Origin of the sequence: Flavobacterium xinjiangense (genome assembly GCF_900142885.1) — a bacterium.
GTDB classification, from domain to species: Bacteria; Bacteroidota; Bacteroidia; order Flavobacteriales; family Flavobacteriaceae; genus Flavobacterium; species Flavobacterium xinjiangense.
Genome location: NZ_FRCL01000012.1, coordinates 34,297 through 57,055, shown reverse-complemented (window position 1 = coordinate 57,055; position 22,759 = coordinate 34,297). Strand labels below are relative to the sequence as shown.

At 34.0% G+C, this 22,759-nt stretch carries 21 protein-coding genes; 14 read left to right on the top strand and 7 right to left on the bottom strand.

Annotation, left to right across the window (positions count from 1 at the left end):
- The first annotated feature begins 177 nt into the window (after window positions 1-177).
- The 4 genes from BUC23_RS13575 to purE all read left to right on the top strand — a co-directional run bounded on the left by BUC23_RS13575 (window position 178) and on the right by purE (window position 5,483).
- Window positions 178-1,830 carry a DUF1800 domain-containing protein gene (locus tag BUC23_RS13575; protein ID WP_073210322.1) on the top strand — a complete coding sequence of 551 codons (1,653 nt, stop codon included), beginning with the start codon at window positions 178-180 and terminating at the stop codon, window positions 1,828-1,830.
- 155 nt (window positions 1,831-1,985) lie between these two features.
- On the top strand, window positions 1,986-3,629 hold the full coding sequence (locus BUC23_RS13570) for a DUF1501 domain-containing protein (protein WP_073210321.1): 1,644 nt from the start codon (window positions 1,986-1,988) through the stop codon (window positions 3,627-3,629).
- A 114-nt stretch (window positions 3,630-3,743) separates the two neighbouring features.
- Window positions 3,744-4,910, top strand: coding sequence for a 5-(carboxyamino)imidazole ribonucleotide synthase (locus BUC23_RS13565; RefSeq protein WP_073210319.1), 1,167 nt, complete (start codon window positions 3,744-3,746; stop codon window positions 4,908-4,910).
- 90 nt (window positions 4,911-5,000) lie between these two features.
- A complete protein-coding gene (purE, locus tag BUC23_RS13560) occupies window positions 5,001-5,483 on the top strand; it encodes a 5-(carboxyamino)imidazole ribonucleotide mutase (protein WP_073210317.1) in 483 nt (160 codons plus the stop codon).
- Between the two features lie 49 nt (window positions 5,484-5,532).
- On the opposite strand, the gene BUC23_RS13555 is transcribed toward purE, so the two are convergent.
- Window positions 5,533-6,201: a hypothetical protein gene (locus BUC23_RS13555; protein WP_073210315.1), complete on the bottom strand. Its 669-nt coding sequence runs from the start codon at window positions 6,199-6,201 to the stop codon at window positions 5,533-5,535.
- A gap of 215 nt (window positions 6,202-6,416) precedes the next feature.
- Between BUC23_RS13555 and BUC23_RS13550 the strand changes: the two genes are divergently transcribed.
- The 3 genes from BUC23_RS13550 (at window position 6,417) to BUC23_RS13540 (ending at window position 9,680) form a co-directional block, all read left to right on the top strand.
- Entirely contained in the window at window positions 6,417-8,444 is a 2,028-nt protein-coding gene (locus tag BUC23_RS13550; RefSeq protein ID WP_073210427.1) for a M3 family metallopeptidase, read from the top strand.
- Window positions 8,445-8,514: 70 nt separating this feature from the next.
- Window positions 8,515-9,222, top strand: a complete 708-nt coding sequence (locus BUC23_RS13545; RefSeq protein ID WP_073210313.1) for a YqjF family protein — start codon at window positions 8,515-8,517, stop codon at window positions 9,220-9,222.
- 5 nt (window positions 9,223-9,227) lie between these two features.
- Window positions 9,228-9,680 (top strand): SRPBCC family protein, encoded by a 453-nt coding sequence (locus tag BUC23_RS13540; RefSeq protein ID WP_073210311.1) that lies wholly within the window; start codon window positions 9,228-9,230, stop codon window positions 9,678-9,680.
- Between the two features lie 23 nt (window positions 9,681-9,703).
- Here the strand turns inward: BUC23_RS13540 and BUC23_RS13535 are convergent, their stop codons facing one another.
- Entirely contained in the window at window positions 9,704-10,516 is an 813-nt protein-coding gene (locus BUC23_RS13535; protein ID WP_073210309.1) for a hypothetical protein, read from the bottom strand.
- 135 nt (window positions 10,517-10,651) lie between these two features.
- On the opposite strand from BUC23_RS13535, the gene gcvP reads away from it, so the two are divergent.
- The 6 genes from gcvP to BUC23_RS13505 all read left to right on the top strand — a co-directional run bounded on the left by gcvP (window position 10,652) and on the right by BUC23_RS13505 (window position 18,020).
- Window positions 10,652-13,501, top strand: a complete 2,850-nt coding sequence (gene gcvP / locus BUC23_RS13530; RefSeq protein ID WP_073210308.1) for an aminomethyl-transferring glycine dehydrogenase — start codon at window positions 10,652-10,654, stop codon at window positions 13,499-13,501.
- A gap of 293 nt (window positions 13,502-13,794) precedes the next feature.
- Window positions 13,795-14,853: a 3-oxoacyl-ACP synthase III family protein gene (locus tag BUC23_RS13525; protein ID WP_073210306.1), complete on the top strand. Its 1,059-nt coding sequence runs from the start codon at window positions 13,795-13,797 to the stop codon at window positions 14,851-14,853.
- Window positions 14,854-15,070: 217 nt separating this feature from the next.
- Complete coding sequence (locus BUC23_RS13520) at window positions 15,071-15,595, top strand: methyltransferase domain-containing protein (RefSeq protein ID WP_073210304.1); 525 nt, start codon at window positions 15,071-15,073, stop codon at window positions 15,593-15,595.
- The gene (locus BUC23_RS13515; protein ID WP_073210302.1) at window positions 15,595-16,443 is read left to right on the top strand and encodes a glycosyltransferase family 2 protein; all 849 of its coding nucleotides are present in this window, start codon (window positions 15,595-15,597) and stop codon (window positions 16,441-16,443) included. The genes BUC23_RS13520 and BUC23_RS13515 overlap by 1 nt, the downstream gene beginning before the upstream one ends.
- Window positions 16,444-16,512: 69 nt before the next feature.
- Window positions 16,513-17,259 (top strand): MlaE family ABC transporter permease, encoded by a 747-nt coding sequence (locus BUC23_RS13510; RefSeq protein WP_073210300.1) that lies wholly within the window; start codon window positions 16,513-16,515, stop codon window positions 17,257-17,259.
- Entirely contained in the window at window positions 17,259-18,020 is a 762-nt protein-coding gene (locus BUC23_RS13505; RefSeq protein ID WP_073210298.1) for an ABC transporter ATP-binding protein, read from the top strand. Before BUC23_RS13510 ends, BUC23_RS13505 begins: the two co-directional genes overlap by 1 nt.
- A gap of 12 nt (window positions 18,021-18,032) precedes the next feature.
- Here the strand turns inward: BUC23_RS13505 and BUC23_RS13500 are convergent, their stop codons facing one another.
- Window positions 18,033-18,635, bottom strand: coding sequence for a SprT-like domain-containing protein (locus BUC23_RS13500; protein WP_073210296.1), 603 nt, complete (start codon window positions 18,633-18,635; stop codon window positions 18,033-18,035).
- Between the two features lie 23 nt (window positions 18,636-18,658).
- Window positions 18,659-19,336, bottom strand: a complete 678-nt coding sequence (locus BUC23_RS13495) for an SDR family NAD(P)-dependent oxidoreductase (RefSeq protein ID WP_073210425.1) — start codon at window positions 19,334-19,336, stop codon at window positions 18,659-18,661.
- A gap of 129 nt (window positions 19,337-19,465) precedes the next feature.
- Here BUC23_RS13495 and BUC23_RS13490 point away from each other — a divergent pair, with 129 nt between their 5' ends.
- Entirely contained in the window at window positions 19,466-20,035 is a 570-nt protein-coding gene (locus BUC23_RS13490; RefSeq protein WP_084538355.1) for a GNAT family acetyltransferase, read from the top strand.
- A gap of 6 nt (window positions 20,036-20,041) precedes the next feature.
- Here the strand turns inward: BUC23_RS13490 and BUC23_RS13485 are convergent, their stop codons facing one another.
- The 3 genes from BUC23_RS13485 to BUC23_RS13475 are packed head-to-tail and all read right to left on the bottom strand — an operon-like array spanning window position 20,042 to window position 22,750.
- Window positions 20,042-21,019 carry a M28 family peptidase gene (locus BUC23_RS13485; protein ID WP_073210294.1) on the bottom strand — a complete coding sequence of 326 codons (978 nt, stop codon included), beginning with the start codon at window positions 21,017-21,019 and terminating at the stop codon, window positions 20,042-20,044.
- A 38-nt stretch (window positions 21,020-21,057) separates the two neighbouring features.
- Entirely contained in the window at window positions 21,058-21,711 is a 654-nt protein-coding gene (locus BUC23_RS13480) for a hypothetical protein (protein WP_073210292.1), read from the bottom strand.
- Window positions 21,712-21,715: 4 nt separating this feature from the next.
- Window positions 21,716-22,750 (bottom strand): D-alanine--D-alanine ligase, encoded by a 1,035-nt coding sequence (locus BUC23_RS13475; protein ID WP_073210290.1) that lies wholly within the window; start codon window positions 22,748-22,750, stop codon window positions 21,716-21,718.
- Between the last annotated feature and the right edge of the window lie 9 nt (window positions 22,751-22,759).

Here is a 22,759-nt window from a genome sequence, read left to right as displayed (position 1 = left end):
GCGCTAATTATCCTAATAACACAATTATAAAACTTAGATTAAAAATCTTAAAAAAAACATATACTTTTCTAAAAAACAAACAGTTAGACGAGTATTGTAATCTGTTAATCGAAAAAATATTGTATCAAATTTATTTATAGCTAAATTTAAGTAAAGGATAATGAAAATCGTACAACTATGGCTTCACTAAATCCAAATACTACAGTTTTAGGTGTAAAAAACGCTAAACACTTGTTGCGAAGAGCCACATTTGTGTACACCAAGGCCTTGATAGACCAATACGCTAAATTAAATTCAAACCAAGCTTTAGATTTACTATTGATTGATAACCCACTCCCTTTGAGCCTTCCTTACGACCCTACTCCGACATCTGCTCCAGACGGTTTTTGGACAGAATCTACAAATTTAGCCACCTCATTTGCTAATCAATATGGTAAAGGTACGATTGTAACCGGCTGGTGGTGGTATAATGCTATTAATACTCCCACACTTAAATTCAAACTTTCTCATTTTCTTTCCACCCGATTTACCGTTATAAAAAATACGGATGTATTTGGGTCTTCAACTGAATTTTATGACTATATCCGCTTGCTTTTATTTTATTCTTACGGGAATTACAAAAAGTTAGCAAAAAAGATGACACTTAATAATTCGATGCTTTGCTTTTTGAATAATACTTCAAATGTAAAAGGCTCTCCAAATGAAAATTACGCACGTGAGTTTCTCGAATTATTTACCATTGGCAAAGGAGTTCAAATTGCACCTGGAAATTACACCAATTATACGGAATCTGATATTGTGCAAGCCGCAAGAATATTAACTGGATTTAAGAGAAAATATGACCGAACCCTAATTGACACTGAAACTGGAATACCAAGAGGGTACAATCAATACTCCGATCACAACACCAGTTCTAAATCCTTTAGTGGCGCTTTTAACAGCAAAATAATCACTTCTGCGACTGATGCTGCCTCGATGGATACTGAATTAGACAATTACATTGAAATGGTTTTCAACCAACCGGCTACAGCCAAAAATATTTGTAGAAAGATATATACCTACTTTGTAAAAAGCAACATCTCCCCTGAGGTTGAAAATGACATTATAAATCCTCTGGCACAAAATCTCTATGACAATGGCTATGAAATTGTTCCGATTATTAGAAAATTATTAGAAAGCCAACATTTTTATGATTTAGATGACAGCAATGCAACTGACGAAACTATTGGAGGAACAATAAAATCCCCTATTCAACAACTATCAGAAATATGCACTTATTTACAAGCCGCTATACCGAATCCTTCTTCTAAACCTTTAGAATTCTACGGTCCTTTTTGGAATGATTTTGTATACAATACATTTCTCACAAAATCTAACATGGGACTATTTAATCCTGAAAACGTAGCTGGACATGCTGCCTATTATCAGGCTCCTGATTATGATAAAATTTGGATTTCATCTTCAACCTTAATTGCAAAATACAGATTAGGAGAATCATTACTCGACGGAGTAAACAGAATTAGTGGCAACAGTACTATTGCTGCTAAAATAAATATTTCAGATGTATTAAAAAATGGTGGAATTGTATCAAACCCGTCAGACCCTATTGCATTAACTACCGAGTTATGCAATGCACTTTTCGCTCAGGAAGCCAGTGCTGATCGCATTAACTATTTTATGAATTCTTTCCTCCTTCAGGGCCTCACTAATTATTATTGGAGTGAAGCATGGAATACTTTTATCAGTACCAATAGTAACACAGTCGTAGAATCCCGATTAAAGCTACTAGTAACCAAGATATTAAGAGCTCCCGAATCTCAAATGTTCTAGTTTATTTCAAATTTCCATTTAAAATCAATATATTTAAGAGAACTTAATCTCTATTATTTTAGCACTATTCAAAAAAAAATTAGCGACCAAGGTATTAAGAGACCCCGAATCTCGACTGTTTTAGTTTATTTATTAATAACAAAACAAGACATATCATGAAAAGAAGAAATTTCATTAAATTGACTTCAACAGCTAGCGCACTTTCACTATTGCCTACTGAAGTTTTTGCTCTTTTTAATTCAGTAGGCATGACAACATGCCCTGACTCTAGCTCAAAAAAAATTGTATTAATTCAATTAGCTGGGGCTAACGATGGATTAAACACCATCGTACCCATCAATCAATATGATACCTATGCTACATTGCGACCGAATATTAAACTTAATAATATTGGGATGACAAATGGTATTATTAATCTTGATTCAACTTTGGCGTTAACCGATCAAGTAGGGCTACACCCTTCTCTCTCGGGATTTAAATCCCTTTACGATAAAGGTTTTATGAGAATTATTCAAGGCGTCGGTTATCCATCCCAAGACAAATCTCATTTTAAATCAACTGATTTATGGCTAACAGGAGGAGATGGCACTATGGCCAATAATAATTTTGATAGTGGATGGACTGGTCGTTTTCTTGAGAATTATTATACTGATTATTTAAACTCAAACTTTCCTTTAGGAATTCAACTTGGCAGTAGTGACAATTCGCTAGGTTTTCATGGAGAAGTTGAACACGGAATGTCTTTGAACATTAGTGGCCAGGATTTATCAGGATTTTATTCTGTAGTCAATGGTTTAGGCGGACAACCTCCCGCAAATATACCCGATTCAGAATATGGGGGTTTAATTCAATACATTATCAATAATGACACTTCTGCAAATTCGTACGCTCAAACCATATCGAATTCCTTTAATAACGGGTCCAATTCTTTAACATATCCGAATACCAGTTTATCCAATCAATTAAAAACAGTGGCACGATTTATCTCAGGCGGACTTCAGACCAAAGTCTATTTAGTAAAAGTAGGCGGATTTGATACGCATGACATGCAAGTAGCGGCAAATAACACTGCCCATTTAGGTAATCATGCCAATCTTTTGACTCAAATATCAGAAGCTATTACAACTTTCATCACGGACTTGAACAATCAAAACATGGCAAATGATGTTGTGGCAGTTACCTTCTCAGAATTTGGGAGAAAAGCTGGAGAAAACGCAAACTTAGGAACAGATCATGGAGAAATTGCCCCAATGTTTGTTTTTGGAAGCGCCATAAATCCTGGAATCTCCGGGACAAATATCAATTTATCCGAAGCAGTACTAGCAAATAACTATCAAGTTCGAACCGTTCAGCATGACAACAGAAGAGTTTTTAGTACAATTCTTCAAGATTGGTTTGGAGCAAGCAACCAAACATTAGACTTGACTTTCTACAATCGAACTACAAATACGGGCTTTACAAATAACAAAATAGCCGATTTAATCAAAACTCAAAACGTAGTTAATTCGACTTGCTATACTGACAAATTACTTTCCGTTAATGAATTCAAAAACAGTTACGAAGTTATCGTTTATCCAAATCCAACTTCGGAACTAATTACCATTAATTCACCAAATAACAATGACATTTATTCGATTTCTATTTACTCAATAGACGGAAAATTTATTGGGAAATATAAAAACCCTTTAAGCACCAGCCAGCTTTCAATCAATGTTGAAAATCTAGCGACAGGATTTTATAATTTAAAAATCGAGACTGCCAACGGGAATTTTTCCAAAAAAATAATTGTGAGAAGATAATTTTCACAATGATGAAATACTTATCTGACTATTTTACAAGTCGTATTTTTTTATTATTACTCATTTAAAAGTATCTTTGTAAAATCAATTTTAAAGATAAATTTCAATATAACGATGAACTATTTTTCTTCCGATTTTAAACTGGGAATTCTCGGTGGCGGACAACTCGGCAAAATGCTGTTGTTTGATACCAGAAAATTCGACATACAAACTTATGTACTTGATCCAAGTGATGAAGCGCCTTGCAAAATAGCCTGTGACCATTTTTTCAAAGGCGACTTAATGAATTTCGAAACTGTTTACAATTTCGGAAAGTTAGTTGATGTTTTGACTTTTGAAATCGAGCTGGTTAATCTTGAAGCTTTAGCAAAACTAGAAGATGAAGGATTGAAAGTTTATCCTTCTCCTAAAACACTGAAACTTATTCAAAATAAAGGAATTCAGAAAGATTTTTATATCCAACATAGTATACCAACTGCAAATTACAAACGATTCCCAAATCTAAAAAGCGTAGTTCTTGATATTCTTGATTCTAAACTAAAATTACCTTTCGTATGGAAATGTACGGAATTTGGTTATGACGGAAATGGAGTCAAAGTAATTAGACAAATCTCGGATTTAGACAATTTAGCTAATGTAGAATGCATTGCAGAAGAAATGGTTCCGTTCAAAAATGAATTAGCCGTTATTGTTTGCCGCAATCCATCCGGAGATATTAAAACATATCCTGTGGTTGAGATGGAATTTCACCCTGAAGCAAACCAAGTAGAATATGTGATTTGCCCAGCCAGAATTGATGATAAAGTTGCCGAGAAAGCAAGAACAATTGCCTTAACCGTTTCCGAAAAATTCAATCACGTAGGATTATTGGCCGTTGAAATGTTTCAAACAGAAGAGGATGAAATCTTAGTAAACGAAGTGGCTCCTCGTCCACACAATTCAGGACATTATTCTATTGAAGCCAGCTATACTTCACAATTTGAAAACCATTTGCGTGCCATTCTTAATTTACCTCTGGGAAAAACGGATAGCAAAGTAGCAGGAATTATGGTAAATTTGGTTGGGGAAGAAGGCTTTTCAGGTAATGTCATATATGAAAATATAGAAAAAATATTAGGATGGGACGGTGTTACGCCACACATTTACGGAAAGAAACAAACGCGTCCCTTTAGAAAAATGGGACATGTAACTATAGTAAATGAAGATATTGCTGAAGCAAGAAAAATTGCAGAGGATGTTAAGAATACGATTAGAGTAATCAGTGATAAATTGAATAATTAAAAGATTTAATGATTTAAAAATTGTAGTAAGCTAATTGAGTTTTAAATGATTTTTCAATCTTTAAATTTTTTAATCTTTAAATAAATAAAAATGAAAGTAGCCGTAATAATGGGAAGCATATCAGATATGCCCGTAATGCAAGAAGCGATAGACATCTTAAAAGCATTTGACATAGAAACAGAAGTTGACATTGTTTCCGCACATAGAACTCCCGAAAAATTATTCGATTTTAGTAAAAACGCACATCATCGTGGGATATCAGTTATAATTGCGGGTGCTGGAGGTGCAGCACATTTACCTGGAATGGTAGCTTCTATGTCACCTCTACCAATAATTGGCGTTCCGGTAAAATCAAGTAATTCTATTGATGGTTGGGACAGTATTTTGTCTATTCTTCAAATGCCAGGAGGTGTTCCTGTCGCAACAGTTGCGCTAAATGGAGCGAAAAATGCCGGAATCCTTGCCGCTCAAATTATAGGAAGTCACAACAAAGCAGTACTCGACCGAATCATATTGTATAAAACAGGATTGAAAGAAGCAGTAAACATTGCCTCCGAAACTCTCAATAAATAAAAAAAAAGCTCCATTACGGAGCTTTTTTCTATTTCAAATCATAAATTTATTATTCTACAATTACTGAATCTTCTATAACGCCTTCAAATTCTGAAGCGATAATATCATCTCTATTTAACCAATACTCAGATGTGACAATAGTAAAATTGACATTATCAGTTGTGGATAAATCCCAAAGTATATCCTCTGCTTCTGGAAATGGAGCATTTTGAGTCATCGCCTGATCAAACAATCTTTTAATAAGAGTACTTTCAGACAATCCGTTACTTAACAGTTTTAAAATATCTTCCTTTGACAACTCTTTTACATTTTCATCCTCTAAAGGAGTAAAACTACATTTCACAACAGTAGCTTTCGCATTAGGGAATTTTCCATTATAAGCCTTGAAAAGTAATTGATTGACGTGAAACAGTTTCGAATGCAAACCTATTTCAGGATATTCTTCACAAACTTTATCTAAAAACATGTCATTAGAAATCTGTTGGATTTGTCCTTCATTTAATTGTTCCGATAATTTATAAGTCAATACGATTACAGCCGCTTCTTTAGGTTCAAAATCAGAAATTGCCATAAACAATAACTCTTTTAAACTAGTTGTATCTCCGTCTGCATCTGGATAATCGAATTTTTCCAGTAATTTTATATAATCGTCATTGGTCCAATAGTCTTCAATTTCATCCACACTAAAGGCGCTTTTTATTGTAACTTGATATTTCATATCGCACTTAATTTATTAACTTTATTATAATGAACTGGCTTAATAACCAATTATTTTTTTACAATATAGGTAATTTTAAACCCAACAGAGACTGACGTTTTATAAAGTTTAACAGTTAATCAATCCGTTTAGAAACCCCATTTTTTTTTAATAAATACCTACATTTGTATATTGAAATTATTATATTTCAACTAATGATAATTAACGACACTACAATGAAAATTCTTACTCAACATTTCAATACAAAATACGATACCGCTCCATTTTCTCAAATAAAACTAGAGGATTACAAGCCTTCATTTATTGAAAATATTGCCTCTGCAAAAGCCGAAATTGATGCAATTGTGAATAATCCACAATCACCAACATTCGCAAACACTATAGAAGTATTGGATTTTTCGGGAAATGCACTAGACCGATTATCCAGTATATTCTTCAATTTGAACTCGGCAGAAACGTCAGACGAAATGCAGAAAATCGCTCAGGAAGTTTCGCCATTGTTAACAGAATTCAGCAACGATATTACTTTGAACTCGGATTTATTCAAAAGAGTAAAATCAGTTTTTGAGCAAAAAGAAAGTTTGACTTTAATGCCTGAACAAGCTACATTATTAGATAAAAAATTCAAAAATTTCTCTAGAAACGGAGCGTTACTTTCTGACGATAAAAAAATACGCTTACGCGAAATCGATACTGAATTAGCCAAACTGAAACTGACTTATGGTGAAAATGTTTTGGCCGAAACTAATAATTACGAATTAATTATTACTGAGGAAACCGATCTAAAAGGATTGCCAGAAGGAACTATAGAAGCTGCAAAATCATTAGCCAATTCTAAGAATACAGAAGGTTGGATTTTCACGTTAGATTTCCCAAGTTATATTCCTTTTGTAACTTATGCTGACAACAGGGAACTTCGAAAAGAAATTGCTATTGCTGCAGGAAAAAAAGCATTCAAGAACAATGAATACGACAATCAGGAAAATGTATTAAAAATTGCCAAATTGCGTTATGAAAGGGCTAATTTATTGGGTTACGAAACACATTCTCATTTTGTTTTGGAAGAAAGAATGGCACAAAATCCAGACAAAGTAAAATCGTTTTTGAATGATTTATTAGTGAAAGCAAAACCCGCAGCAGAAAGAGAGTTTGCTGAACTTACCGCTTACGCGAAAGAATTGGATGGCATTGATCATTTAGAAAAATGGGACGGCGCTTATTATTCTGAAAAATTGAAACAAAAATTATTCAATTTAGATGATGAAAAACTAAAGCCGTATTTTCAATTAGAAAAAGTTTTAAATGGAGCATTTACGATTGCTCAAAAATTATACGGAATATCATTTACTGAAATTTTCGATATCGATAAATACCATACTGAAGTTACGACTTACGAAGTAAAAGATGAAAACAATCAATTAGTTGCCATTTTCTATGCTGATTTTTTTCCAAGAAAAGGTAAACGAAATGGTGCTTGGATGACCTCTTTTAAATCACAATATATTAAAGATGGCATAAACGAAAGACCACATATTTCTAATGTTTGCAATTTCACCAAACCAACAGAAACTAAACCCTCTTTATTGACATTTAATGAAGTAACGACTTTGTTTCATGAATTTGGTCACGGTTTACACGGTATGTTAGCGAATACAACATATCCTAGTTTATCTGGAACTTCAGTGTATTGGGATTTTGTGGAATTGCCAAGCCAGATTATGGAAAACTGGTGTTATGAGCCAGAAGCCTTAGCTTTATTTGCCAATCATTATCAAACTGGAGAAATTATTCCGCAGGAATTTGTGGAAAAAATCAAAGAAAGCGCCAGTTTTCAAGAAGGACTGGCAACTTTACGTCAAATCAGTTTTGGGTTATTGGACATGGCTTTTCACAGTAACAATCCAAACGGAATTACAGATGTAAAAGCTTTCGAAAAAGCAGTTTTCGAAAATACCACTTTATATCCTGATGTAGCCGAAAATTGCATGAGTGTTTCGTTTTCACATATTTTTCAAGGTGGATATTCTTCTGGATATTACAGTTATAAATGGGCTGAAGTTCTTGATGCAGATGCTTTTGCTTATTTTCAGGAAAAAGGAATTTTCGATAAAGAAGTGGCAACAAAATTCAAAGAAAATGTACTTTCAAAAGGCGGAACGGAACAACCCATGGTTTTATACAAACGCTTTAGAGGGCAAGAACCTTCGCCAGACGCTTTGTTAAAGAGAGCAGGATTAATTTAAATAACAACTATTTAGAACCCGAAGTTTACTTACTTCGGCTTCTCTTTTTACTACCTAATTCAATCAAATTATGAGTTTCTTAAAAGCCGAGTGGAATAATCTTGCAATGATTAATTATGAAGTTAATCCTCAAATATTACAAAAATACGTTCCAAAAGGAACCGAAATAGATTTCTTCAACGGCAAATGTTATGTCAGCTTTATCGGTTTCTTATTCGAAAACGTTCGAGTTTTAGGAATAAAAATTCCTTTTCATTCTGATTTTGAAGAAGTAAATCTTCGGTTTTATGTGAGACTTTTTGAGAACGGAGTTTGGAAAAGAGGCGCAGTTTTTATCAGTGAAATTGTTCCAAAATATGCCATATCATTTGTAGCAAATACATTTTACAATGAGCATTATGAGACTTTACCCATGAAACATCTTTTAAAAGTGAATGAAAACTCACGCGAATTTATATACCAATGGAAGGTAAATAACAATTGGAATACCATACATGTAGAAACCAATAAAAATCCCATTCTGATTGAAGTAGACTCTGAAGCAGAGTTTATAACAGAACATTACTTTGGTTACACCAAAATCAACGAAAATGAAACTTTTGAATACCAAGTTACACATCCGAGATGGCAGCAATTTGAGGTCATTAACAATAAATCCGAAATAGATTTTGAAACTGTTTACGGGCCGGAATTTGCCTTTATTAAAGAGTTGAAACCTACCTCTGTATTTCTTGCTATTGGCTCGAAAATCAGCATTGAAGACAAACGAAAAATCTAATTTTAATGACTGTACTAAAAGTTATCACAAGAATAAACGCACCACGCCAATCTGTTTTTGACTTATCTCGAAATATTGATGTACACCAGCAATCTGCGAGTCCTACTCATGAAACCGCAATTGACGGAATAATGTCCGGATTAATCAATTTTAATGAAACCGTAACTTGGCGAGGCAAACATTTTGGAGTTTATTTAAAACATAAAAGCAGAATAACGGCGATGAATCTGTATGACTATTTTGTTGATGAAATGGAAGAAGGACATTTTAAATCTTTTCGACATGAACATTTTTTTACAGAAAAAAATGGGCTGACTGTCATGAAAGACAAATTATATTACGAAGTCCCTTTTGGGGTATTTGGAAAAGTATTTGATTATTTATTTTTAAAAAATCATATGCTTAATTTTCTTATTGAGAGAAATAAAACATTGAGAATTTTATCAGAAAAGCAGTAGAATAATTCATAAAAATACAATTCTTAGAAGCTGACAAGTAACAACCACCAAATTATCGGAATACTTTCTACCCAAAAAGCAGCGTAATATCTTGAACGTTTTTCATTGGCGAAAAGCAGAAATAAGGAAATTAATGCAACTAAAATCAAATTGATGATTAGCTGTTTTTTATCGAAATTACTTTTTAAAAATTCAAGAAAATAAAACGGAATCAGAAGCAATATTCCCAATAATTTAGTTCGCTTGATTCCTATTTGTTGCGGAACAGTTTTCAAATGAGGATCGTCATTTGCCAAATCAATAATTTCGAATATTAAAACCAATACAAAAATTAAGATGAATCGCTGGATGCATTTTAGATAAAAATCGGAAGTAATAGCAATTTCTGCATTCAAAATAGGCAGTCCTAAAGTCACACCAACCCAACATAAAGCCACTATATAAATTTTTATACCGGCCCAGTTTCTGGCATTTTTTCTATTTGGAAAAAACGGAAGTGTATATAATAATGTGACACTCAAAAAAGCAACTGCTACAATTTGGGTAATCCTTTGAAGTTGAAAAAAATAAAAACCAACCAAAAGAAACGCAAAAAAACTAAATAGCGCAATTATTTTTAACTCCGTTCGCATTTGCAGTTTTTTGGCTCTGGCCAAGGCATCATATTTTACAAAATTATATCCTACAACTGTTCCGAAAAAAACAAAATTAGCAATTGCTTCGTCAAAAGAAATGTGGAACATATGTTGCGTCATCCTGACTAGAAAATAACAGGATAAAGCAACGTGTATGCTACTATTTATGTAAAAATTAAATATTTGTTTAAAAATCTTCATTAAACAAAATTAGTCAATTGTGAACAAATACATCATTTAGTTGAAAAATTGACAAAATAGGCGCCACAAAACACCTTTTAAATTATTAATAATACTTATTTTTGCACCACTAAAAAACAACACCTATATTTTTGTATGAAAACAGATGCTTTTGCTTTAAGACACATAGGCCCAAGAGAAAACGACCTACAACATATGTTGAAAACAATTGGCGCGGAAACGCTGGATCAATTGATTTTCGAAACTATTCCAAGTGACATTCGCTTGAAATCAGACTTAGATTTAGAACCTGCAATGACCGAATATGAATTTGCAAATCATATTCAAAAATTAGGAAATAAAAACAAAATGTTCCAATCTTATATTGGGTTGGGATACAATCAAGCAATTATTCCTGCGGTTATTCAAAGAAATGTTTTTGAAAATCCGGGATGGTACACTGCTTACACGCCCTACCAAGCTGAAATTGCTCAAGGTCGTTTAGAAGCGATTTTGAATTTCCAGACCATGGTTATCGAATTAACTGGAATGGAAATTGCCAATGCTTCACTATTAGATGAAGCTACTGCAGCAGCCGAAGCTATGGCTTTGTTATTTGATGTAAGATCTCGTGATCAAAAGAAAGCTAACGTTTGTAAATTCTTTGTTTCAGAAGAAATTTTACCGCAAACATTATCGGTTTTACAAACGCGTTCCACTCCTATTGGTGTTGAATTAGTGATTGGAAACCATGAAGAATTCGATTTCTCAACTGAATTTTTCGGAGCAATCCTTCAATATCCAGGAAAATTTGGACAAGTTCATGACTATGCTGATTTTATCGCTAAAGCGGCAGAAAATGAAATAAAAGTAGCTGTTGCTGCTGATATTTTAAGTTTGGCAAAACTGACTCCTCCAGGAGAAATGGGCGCTGCTGTTGTGCTTGGAACTACACAACGTTTCGGAATTCCGTTAGGTTATGGTGGACCACATGCTGCTTATTTTGCAACAAAAGATGAGTATAAAAGAAGTATGCCGGGAAGAATCATCGGAGTAACTGTTGATACTAATGGGAATCGTGCGTTGCGTATGGCTTTGCAAACACGCGAACAACACATCAAACGTGATAAAGCGACTTCAAATATTTGTACTGCACAAGTACTGTTATCAGTTATGGCTGGAATGTACGCGGTTTATCACGGTCCAAAAGGATTGCAATATATCGCTAATAAAGTACATGCTTCTGCGGCGACTTTGGCAAACGCATTAGAAAAATTAGGTTTACAGCAAACCAACACTGCTTTCTTTGACACCATCGTTGTAAAGGCTGATGCCAAAAAAGTAAAAACGATTGCTGAACAAAACGAAATTAACTTTTATTACGTTGACGAAAATACGGTTTCAATTTCTTTGAATGAAACGACAAGTATTGCTGATTTAAATAAAATTATTGCTGTTTTTGCTTCCGCAAATGACAAACAAGCAACTACAATTGAAAGTTTATCTGAAACCAATCATTTTCCAGAAAACATAAACAGAACATCAACGTTCTTGCAACACGATGTTTTCAACAAATACCATTCTGAAACTGCTTTAATGCGTTACATCAAAATGTTGGAACGAAAAGATTTGGCGTTGAATCACTCGATGATTTCATTGGGATCTTGTACTATGAAATTGAATGCTGCTTCCGAAATGTTGCCTTTGAGCATGGCACAATGGAATAACATTCACCCATTTGCACCACTTGATCAAGCACAAGGATATCAGGAAATGTTATCAAAATTGGAACAACAATTAAATGTTATCACTGGTTTTGCAGGAACGACTCTACAACCTAATTCTGGTGCTCAAGGTGAATATGCAGGATTAATGGTAATTCGTGCTTACCACCAATCAAGAGGAGATCATCATAGAAACATTGCTTTAATCCCATCATCAGCTCACGGAACAAATCCAGCTTCGGCAGCTATGGCAGGAATGAAAGTGATTGTTACCAAAACACTAGAAAACGGAAATATCGACGTGGAAGATTTACGTGAAAAAGCAATTCTTCACAAAGACAATCTTTCTTGTTTGATGGTAACTTATCCTTCGACACATGGTGTTTTTGAAAGTGCTATTAAAGAAATCACACAATTGATTCACGATAATGGCGGACAAGTATATATGGATGGTGCCAACATGAATGCCCAAGTAGGATTAACAAATCCTGCAACTATCGGTGCTGACGTTTGTCACTTAAACTTACACAAAACATTCGCTATTCCTCACGGTGGTGGTGGACCAGGTGTTGGACCAATATGTGTTGCTCCACAACTAGTACCATTTTTGCCAACCAATCCTGTAATTGCAACTGGTGGTGAAAATGCTATCACAGCTATTTCGGCTGCACCTTGGGGTTCTGCTTTAGTTTGTTTGATTTCTTATGGTTATATCTGTATGTTAGGTGCTGAAGGTTTAAAACAATCTACCGAATATGCTATCCTGAATGCGAACTATATCAAAGAAAAATTAAACGGTCACTACGATACGTTATATTCAGGTGAAATGGGTCGTGCTGCACACGAGATGATTTTAGAATGTCGTCCTTTCAAACAAAAAGGAATTGAAGTGACTGATATCGCAAAACGTTTGATGGATTATGGTTTCCATGCTCCAACGGTTTCTTTCCCAGTTGCAGGAACCTTAATGATTGAACCAACAGAGAGTGAAAACTTAGAAGAACTAGACCGTTTTTGTGATGCAATGATTTCAATCCGTAAAGAAATTGAAGCCAGTAATGCTGACGATAGCAATAACGTTATGAAAAATTCTCCTCATACTTTAGCAATGCTTACTACTGATGTTTGGAATTTCCCTTACACAAGAGAGCAAGCCGCTTTCCCATTAGATTATATTGCTGAAAATAAATTCTGGCCAACTGTTCGTCGTGCTGACGATGCTTATGGAGACAGAAACTTAGTTTGCAGTTGTGCTCCAATTGAAGCCTACATGGAAAATTAATTTTGAAATTAACTCAAAAGAAATGTCTCGAGAAATCGGGACATTTCTTTTTCATTTAAAAAAACACTCAAACTTAAAAAAAATGATTTATTCATTTTCTTAAAAATATCCTTTTTACCAATTGCAACAATTAGGAAATAAATATCGCATCATTTTTCGCAATTCCTAATGAAATAATTAATATTTTTGCCAATAAATTATTATTTCGTAATTATATGCACGCATAGTAAATTTTGTGAGTCTAATAATTTATTTATGATTAAATTAGCCTGAATTTTTGGAAAACCAACCCGATGAAAATAAAAATAACTGGAATAGGAAGTTATATTCCTGAGAAAAAAATAAGCAATACAGACTTTGGTGAACATGTTTTTTTGAATGAAGACGGAACAGCTTTTGGTTACCCTAATGAAGTAGTAATCAAAAAATTCAAAGGAATAACAGGCATCGAACACAGGCGTTATGCCGAGGATCATTTAAATTCTTCCGACCTAGCTTTTTTTGCTTCCCAAAAGGCAATAGAAAATGCAGGAATAGATCCTGAAACCATAGACTATATAATCTTTGCACACAACTTTGGCGATGTAAAACACGGAGCAATTCAATCTGATATGCTTCCAAGTTTAGCGACTCGTGTAAAGAATAAGTTGCAAATAAAAAATCCAAAATGCGTTGCTTACGACATCCTTTTTGGTTGCCCTGGCTGGATAGAAGGAGTTCTTCAAGCAAATGCTTTTATCACATCCGGGATGGCAAAACGTTGTTTAGTCATTGGTTCTGAAACCTTATCCAGAGTAGTTGATGAGCATGACAGAGACTCTATGATTTATTCAGATGGTGCTGGAGCTGCAATAATAGAAGCTTCGGACGATGAAACCGGAATGCTTTCCTACGAAAGTGGTACATACGCTAACGACGAAGCCAATTATTTGTTTTTTGGAAAATCATACAACCCAGATTTAGATCCAGACATTCGCTACATAAAAATGTATGGACGTAAAATTTATGAATTCGCCTTAACTACAGTACCAGCAGCAATGAAAAGTTGTTTAGATAAAAGCGGTATTAAGATAGATGAAGTTAAAAAAATCCTTATCCATCAAGCTAACGAGAAAATGGATGAAGCTATCATCCAACGTTTTTATAAATTGCACGACAGACCGGTTCCTCAAGACATCATGCCTATGAGCATTCATGAACTGGGAAACAGCAGTGTTGCAACCGTTCCTACCCTTTTCGACTTGTTAATTCGCGGGGAAATAGAAAACCAATCGATAGAAAAAGGAGATATTTTACTTTTTGCATCCGTTGGAGCAGGAATGAATGTTAATGCATTTGTTTACAGATATTAATATTATTTGGAGCTAATCCAGCTATACACTTCAAGTCCACACTTAAAAAATGTGTTTTTCTAAACCTTAAAAAGAGCTTCTTTCCGTCGCTTTTTTAAGCTAATAAAAACTACATTTTTTAAGTCGTGGGCTTTCTCGTTGCTATCCGGGCTAAAAATTCTGCAAAAAAGAAACATATCTTTGTACCTTTGCGTCCTTGCCGTTAAAAAATAAAAAAATGTACGAAAAAACGTTTCCAAATAAAAGATTCAAACATACTTTAGAATTTCTAAAAAAACATACTTCAACTTCAGAAACCATATTAGATTTAGGCGTAGAAAATCCCTTTTCTAAAATCATGAAAAAGGAAGGATTTTGCGTTAAAAATACAACTGGAGAAGACTTAGACAATAATCAAACTGTATTTCAATCAGACAAAACGGATGTAGTTACTGCTTTTGAAATTTTCGAACATTTACTTAATCCGTATACTATTTTAAAAGAAATAAAATCAGACAAACTTTTTATATCTATTCCCATGCGTTTGTGGTTTTCACCAGCCTATCGCAGCAAAACAGATATGTGGGACAGACATTACCATGAGTTTGAAGATTGGCAATTAGATTGGCTCTTAGAGAAAACAGGATGGAAAATTATCGACAGAGAGCAGTGGACAAATCCAGTTAAAAAATTTGGTCTTCGTCCCTTATTGCGTTATTTTACGAATAGGTATTACATCATTTACGCTGAAAAAATAAAATAATGAATTATTATATTGTCATTCCGGCACATAATGAAGAAGCATTTATTGCTTTGACATTGAATTCTTTGATTTCACAGACTGTTTTACCCAAAAAAGTAGTTGTTGTCAATGATAATTCTACTGATAAAACGGCCGAAATTGTAACGGCTTTCGCCAAAGAAAATCCGTTTATTACTTTGGTAAACAAAACTTCCGAGGCAATACATTTACCTGGAAGTAAAGTAATTCAGGCTTTCCATAAAGGCTACGAAACACTAGATGAAAATTATGACGTTATCGTAAAACTGGATGCCGACTTAATTTTACCCGCAAATTACTTCGAAACTGTTTTAAACATTTTCGAAAAAGATGCTGCAATAGGAATGGCTGGCGGATTTGCTTACATTGAAAAAAATGGCGAATGGATACTGGAAAACTTAACTGATAAAGACCATATCCGTGGTGCATTCAAAGCCTATCGAAAAGCGTGTTTTCAACAAATAGGAAACTTAAAACCTGCAATGGGTTGGGATACCGTTGACGAATTATTATCTAAATTTTATGACTGGAAAGTAGTCACAGACTCTTCTCTTATCGTAAAACACTTAAAACCAACTGGAGCGAATTATAATAAAACAGCCCGTTACAAACAAGGCGAAGCATTTTACACCTTAGGCTACGGATTTTTAATCACATCAATTGCTTCGGCAAAACTGGCACTGATGAAGAAAAAGCCTTTTCTATTTTTGGATTACATAAAAGGTTTCGTAAAAGCCAAATCGGCTAAAACTCCTCTATTGGTAACTCCAGAACAAGCAAAATTCATAAGGAAATATCGTTTACAGAAAATGAAAGAAAAACTTTTCTAACGAAAAACACCTAATTGAAAACTTTTAACTGCTAAGTATTTTCGTAATTTAGCCAATATTTCAAAAACTATGATGCTCCTAAGATATATAACGCAGATAGGAAGATACTGCTTAATGATGAAAGAAATTTTCAATAAACAGACTAAATGGTCCGTTATGAAAAATCTTATTTTTAAGGAAATCGACGATTTAATAATTGGTTCTCTTGGTATTGTAGCATTCATTTCCTTTTTCGTAGGAGGAGTTGTTGCCATACAAACTGCACTGAACTTGACTAATCCATTAATTCCTAAATACCTTATTGGTTATGCAACGAGGCAGTCCATCATTTTAGAATTTGCACCTACATTTATTTCAGTAGTAATGGCCGGAAAAATGGGATCCTTCATTACCTCCAGTATTGGTACAATGAGGGTAACTGAACAAATTGACGCACTGGAAGTAATGGGAGTAAATTCCCTAAACTATCTGGTTTTCCCTAAACTAATGGCATTATTATTATATCCGTTTCTAATTGGGATTGCCATGTTTCTTGGTATCCTTGGAGGGTATATTGCTAGCGTTTATGGCGGTTTTGGAAGCAGTGGCGAATTTATAGACGGTATACAACGAGAGTTTATCCCCTTTCATATTGCTTACGCGTTCATAAAGACCTTCATCTTTGCTTTATTATTAGCTACGATCCCATCATTTCATGGGTATTACATGAAAGGTGGCGCACTGGAAGTAGGGAAAGCAAGTACGGTTTCCTTTGTTTGGACCTCAGTGACCATAATTTTGATGAATTATATTTTAACACAATTACTATTAACGTAATGATAGAAGTAAAAAACGTAGAAAAATCATTTGGTGACATCAAAATCCTTAAAGGCGTTTCGACAGTTTTTGAAACTGGAAAAACAAATTTAATTATAGGACAAAGTGGATCAGGTAAAACAGTTCTGCTAAAAAGTCTTCTCGGTATTCATCAACCAGAATCCGGAACGATTTGTTTTGACGGAAGAGTATATCGCGACTTAAACGCAGATGAAAAACGAGAACTACGAACTGAAATAGGAATGGTTTTTCAGGGAAGTGCGTTGTTTGACTCTATGACTGTAGCAGAAAACGTAGGCTTTCCATTAAAAATGTTTACCAAAGACAACAATAAAAAAATTCAGGAAAGAGTAGACTTTGTATTAAAAAGAGTCAATCTTACTGACGCTCACAAAAAATTACCATCGGAGATTTCGGGAGGAATGCAAAAACGGGTAGCGATCGCCCGTGCTATTGTGAACAACCCAAAATATCTGTTTTGTGATGAACCTAATTCAGGGTTAGATCCAAATACTGCCATATTGATTGACAACCTCATCAAAGAAATTACCGAAGAGTACAATATCACTACCGTTATAAACACTCATGACATGAACTCCGTGATGGAAATTGGAGAGAAAATCTTATTCCTAAAAGACGGTTTAAAAGCTTGGGAAGGAACCAAAGAAGAAATTTTCAGAACGGATAACGAAGCAGTTGTAGCCTTTGTTTATTCTTCTAATTTATTCAAGAAAGTTCGTGAAGCGTATTTGAAAGAGTAAACACTTACCCATTTAACTGGATTTTAATAACTCGACCTCAGCATTAGGATTGAATAAATATGTTTTTCCAGAACTTATTTCCAAACATTCAAACCGCTTAGTTCTGATGGCTATTTTCTTGAAAATTTTTCCGTTTTGAATCCTAAAAACACTTCCATAAGGAATCTCAAACACATAATTTTTATCATTTTGCTGGTCAAATTGTTTCAGTGCCAAAGCCAACGTAGCATCAGTATCGCTACTGGCTGTTGGATTTTTGAAATGTCTGGCCAATAAGGGCAATAAATGATTGGGGAAAATCTCTGGACGAATATAAGGAATCATCAAGCGTTGAAACGAATATTTCCATTCGTTGCCATGTGGTTTTATGTTTCGCCCGAATTTTTCAAACGCTACCAAATGCGAGATTTCATGTATCAGCGTAATTAGAAATTTATATTTATTAAGGTTTGAATTGACCGTGATTTCGTGTTTCCCACTCAAGCCTTTTCGATAATCTCCATGACGTGTTTGCCTTTCGTTTACAATCTTAAGATGCACCTGATTGGCAACGATAAGTTCAAAAACGGGTTTTACGGCATGTTCCGGTAAATATCTTGAAAGTGTTTCGCTCATAACTTAAAATTTACAACTCTAAGTTACGGATTGGTAGAAGACACCTGCAATACTTTTCCGTTGAAATATTTATTCCCGGTCAGCGTAAAATTAAAAATATAATCTGCCATTTCACTCGCAGATATTGGAGCTTGATAGCCTGGAAAAGCTTCCGCTAACATTTCTGTTTGAACGGAACCTAACGCCAAAACATTAAAAGAAATTCCACGTTCTTTGTATTCTTCGGCTAGTAATTCAGATAATGTAATTACTGCTCCTTTACTCGAACTATATGCTGAAAGTCCAGCAAATTTTAAACTTCCTTGAATTCCACCCATAGAACTTATGGTAACTACATGGCTTCCTTTTAGCAAATAAGGCAAGCAAATACGTGTCAAATTAGCAACCCCAAAAACATTTACTTTATAAATGTTTTCGAAATCTTCCTGAGTAGTTTCAGAAAAAGATTTTAGCAATAAACTTCCTGCATTATGAACAATCGCATCTACTTTTTTCCAGGAAGAAGAAAGAAATGATTCTACTTTTTCTAATTCAGATTCATTTGACAAATCAACAGAAAGACAAGTGATATTTTCGTTGTCAATTAATTCTTGTGGAGTTTTTCTGGAAATGGCTAGAACCTGATGTCCAGCATTGGCGAACTGCAATGCTAACTCGAAACCTATTCCTCTACTTGTGCCGGTTACAATGATATTTTTCATATAGCAAAAATAAACAAAAACGTCAAAAAATACCATTTTACACTAAGGATTCTTTCTAATATAAAATCAAGATCCCTGTAATTTTCCTTATTTTTGTTTTGAAAAATAATTGAATCAATATCTTAGAAAATGATCGAAAATATACAATTAGAAGTTGCAAAACTACGTGATATCGATGGCATATTGGCGCTACAAGAACTCTATTTGGTCTCAAATTTATCCGAAGAAGAAAAAGCTTCAGGATTTGTAACCACGCCATTTTCCATTCCTCAATTAACTGAAGTCATAGCACAGGAAGGTTTATTTCTTGCTAAAGACAACAATAAAATCATTGCTTATATTTTTGCAGGTGGCTGGGACTTCTTCAACCAATGGCCTATATTCAACTATATGACTACGCTATTTCCTGATCTTAAATTTTTAGATTTCGACATCACAACAACCAATAGCTTTCAATACGGTCCCATATGTATTCATAAAGCATATCGAGGGAAAGGATTAATAAAGCCACTTTTCGAATTCATGAGAACTCATATTGTAAAAAGATATCCATTGGCTTTGACCTTTATCAACAAAACTAATATCCCTTCTACAAAAGCCCATGCCGAAAAATTAAAATGGACTATTATTGCTGATTTTCAATTCAACAAAAACAACTATTTTATTTTAGCTTATGATATGAATCAGCCTGTTTCTTAAGATTCACTAATTCATATGAATTTCATGTGTTGGAGTATTGGCCATTTGCGTTATAGCAGGCAATAATTCCTGAATAAACGAAGTCATATGGTGAATATCCATGGCTTTAAACTCATCAGAAACGTGATGGTAAAATTCGAAATTCTCAAAATCGAACGTACTTACCGATTGACAAGGAACCTTGAAAACATCGTAAAAAGAGTAATTATCAGATCTATAAAACAATTGATACTCGGCCTCTTTAGGTAGAAAACCAATGGTGTTTTTTCCTGTGTACTCATTTATTTTACCGGCCATATTCGACTTGTCAAAACCAGTGATATAAGCTAGATAATCTCTTTTCATTGGCACTCCAATCATCTCAATATTAAACTGCGCATATAAATTGAAATTTTGTGCTTTTAGTTTTTTGGCTAAATGTTTAGAACCCAACAATCCTTTTTCTTCCCCTACAAAGAATACGAAAAGTACACTTCTTTTATTTGATTTTGTAATACTGAAATATTTGGCCATTTCAGCCACAGCAGTTGTTCCGGAAGCATCATCATTGGCACCATTATTTATAAAATCACCATTTAAACCTTTTTTATCAATTCCTATATGATCGTAATGCCCACTTATGACAACGAATTCTTTTTTTAGAATTGGGTCGGATCCTTCTAAATAACCAACAATATTATAGGCTGGTTCTTTAAAATTAAACAACGTATCTCTATAACTTTTAAAATACGGCCTTACCTTATTGTCTTTGAAAAACTGTTCTAAATAATCGGCTGCTTTTACCATTCCCTTAGTTCCCGTTTCCCTGCCTTCTAATTCATCTGAAGTTAAATATTTTAATGTTTCTGCAACTGCATTTTCTTTCACTTTATAAGTAACCTCTACTGGTGTCTGTGGATTTTTTGTTGATGATTCAGATAATAGCCTAGAAGTTGGTTTACAACCAAAAATAACTAACGAAACTAATAGAAGTGTTTTTTTCATAATTGGATATTTACTATCTTAAATTATAATGGAACTGCTTAAATCCCACCTTTAACTTTAAAATATTTTCTATAGACTTTATACATTTGAATAAAAGCTAAAACTATGAAAAATAAAGGAATAATTACCGGTATTACATATTGAGAAAAGAAAGTAGTATTTTGAGACAGATTATTTAAAATCAAAACCAATATTAACATCCCTAAAAATGTGCCTGTTGCAGTTCCTGCAACGTAAAAGTATTTCAATTTATTTTCGACTTCAATATAGTTTCCGTTCATTAAATAAAGATTCCACCCCGTCCAAAATGGGAATTGCAGAAAGTTAACACAATTAAGAAGCAAGCCTATAAGATAAGGAGAATACATAATATATTTTTCTAAATCATTTTGACTCCCGCTGGTTTGATTAGCGCGAGCATAAAAAGAATAGGCCAGAACAAAAAGAAACACAATAGCAAAATAATCAATAGCCTTCATGAGTTTTTTATTACTGACAAGTTTTTCAGCAAAAATCAAAGTGAAATAAATCACAAAAACCTCAACAGAAATAACGCCCAGCAAATAAAAAATCAAGCTCTTTATTCCAAATTTCGAATAAATTTCGAAGCCAATAATGTTTAAATACCCAAGTGGAATTGAGCCAATAAAACTCACCAGAAGACCTACAAAGATATTTTTAAGAGCACTCATGCAATTAAAAATTTACAATTTTAGTACTTTGTTCTAAATGCAAACGATACTCCTTCATCCCTTCTTTATGTGTCAAATACGGACTTCCCTTTTTATGATTTTCCACACTTATTTCAAACATATAACTAATATGTCGAGCAAGTTCTTTCCAGGCGAATAACAACGAATGTTTTGGGTCATAAATATGTGTGGGTTCGCTCGCCGCTCCATTCAACTCAACAATAGAGAAGTGTTTCCCATCTTCTAGTTCTTCCAAGGTATTGTACATAACATCCAATCTTCCAAAATAAAAACCTGGAATCTGCAAACACATTTCATTAATGGTTGCTGTTAATTTTGGAGTTATCCAATGACTGCCATCTATAAATTTAGCACCTCTGGCGTGATTTCCGTATGGGACCAAGTTTAACTTCTGCCCTTGTGGAAGAATCTCCAATAATTCACTTCCATATTCTTGTTTCAACACCTTCAATTGCAATTCGTACCTAGGATTTGCTTTGATTAATTCTTCAATCGATGAAAATCCGTCGCCTGTTACAATCAGGAATTCTTTGGAAACTATACCGGTTATTCTACCAGTTTTTTCATCAGGATAACGCACGTAGAAAATCCCAACTTCATTGTCGTATGGAATTAAATCTTGTACTACATAATCAAAATTTGCTTTATAAGCATAGTCTTTCAATTCTGTAATCGTATGGATTTTCTTGACTCCAGAACCTCTTAGACCTATGTCCGGTTTTGCTATTAATGGGTATTTTATCTCCGACGTTTCAATAATTTTCTCAATTTCCTCGATTGAAGTTCCTTCGATAATGAGTTCGGTTTTTGGATAATACCGCTGCGGAATTAAATCGTAGATTGCTTTTTTAGATTCCATCATAAATCCTCCATTTTTTATTGTTGGATTAGAGGCATTAAAGAAAAAAATCGATTTTGCTTTGATAGAGTAATAGAACCAAATAAAATAAATTGGAATATAAACAATTTGGAACGGCCAATATTCCCAATGCGTAATCTTATGAAAAAGTAATTTCAATTGAGAAAA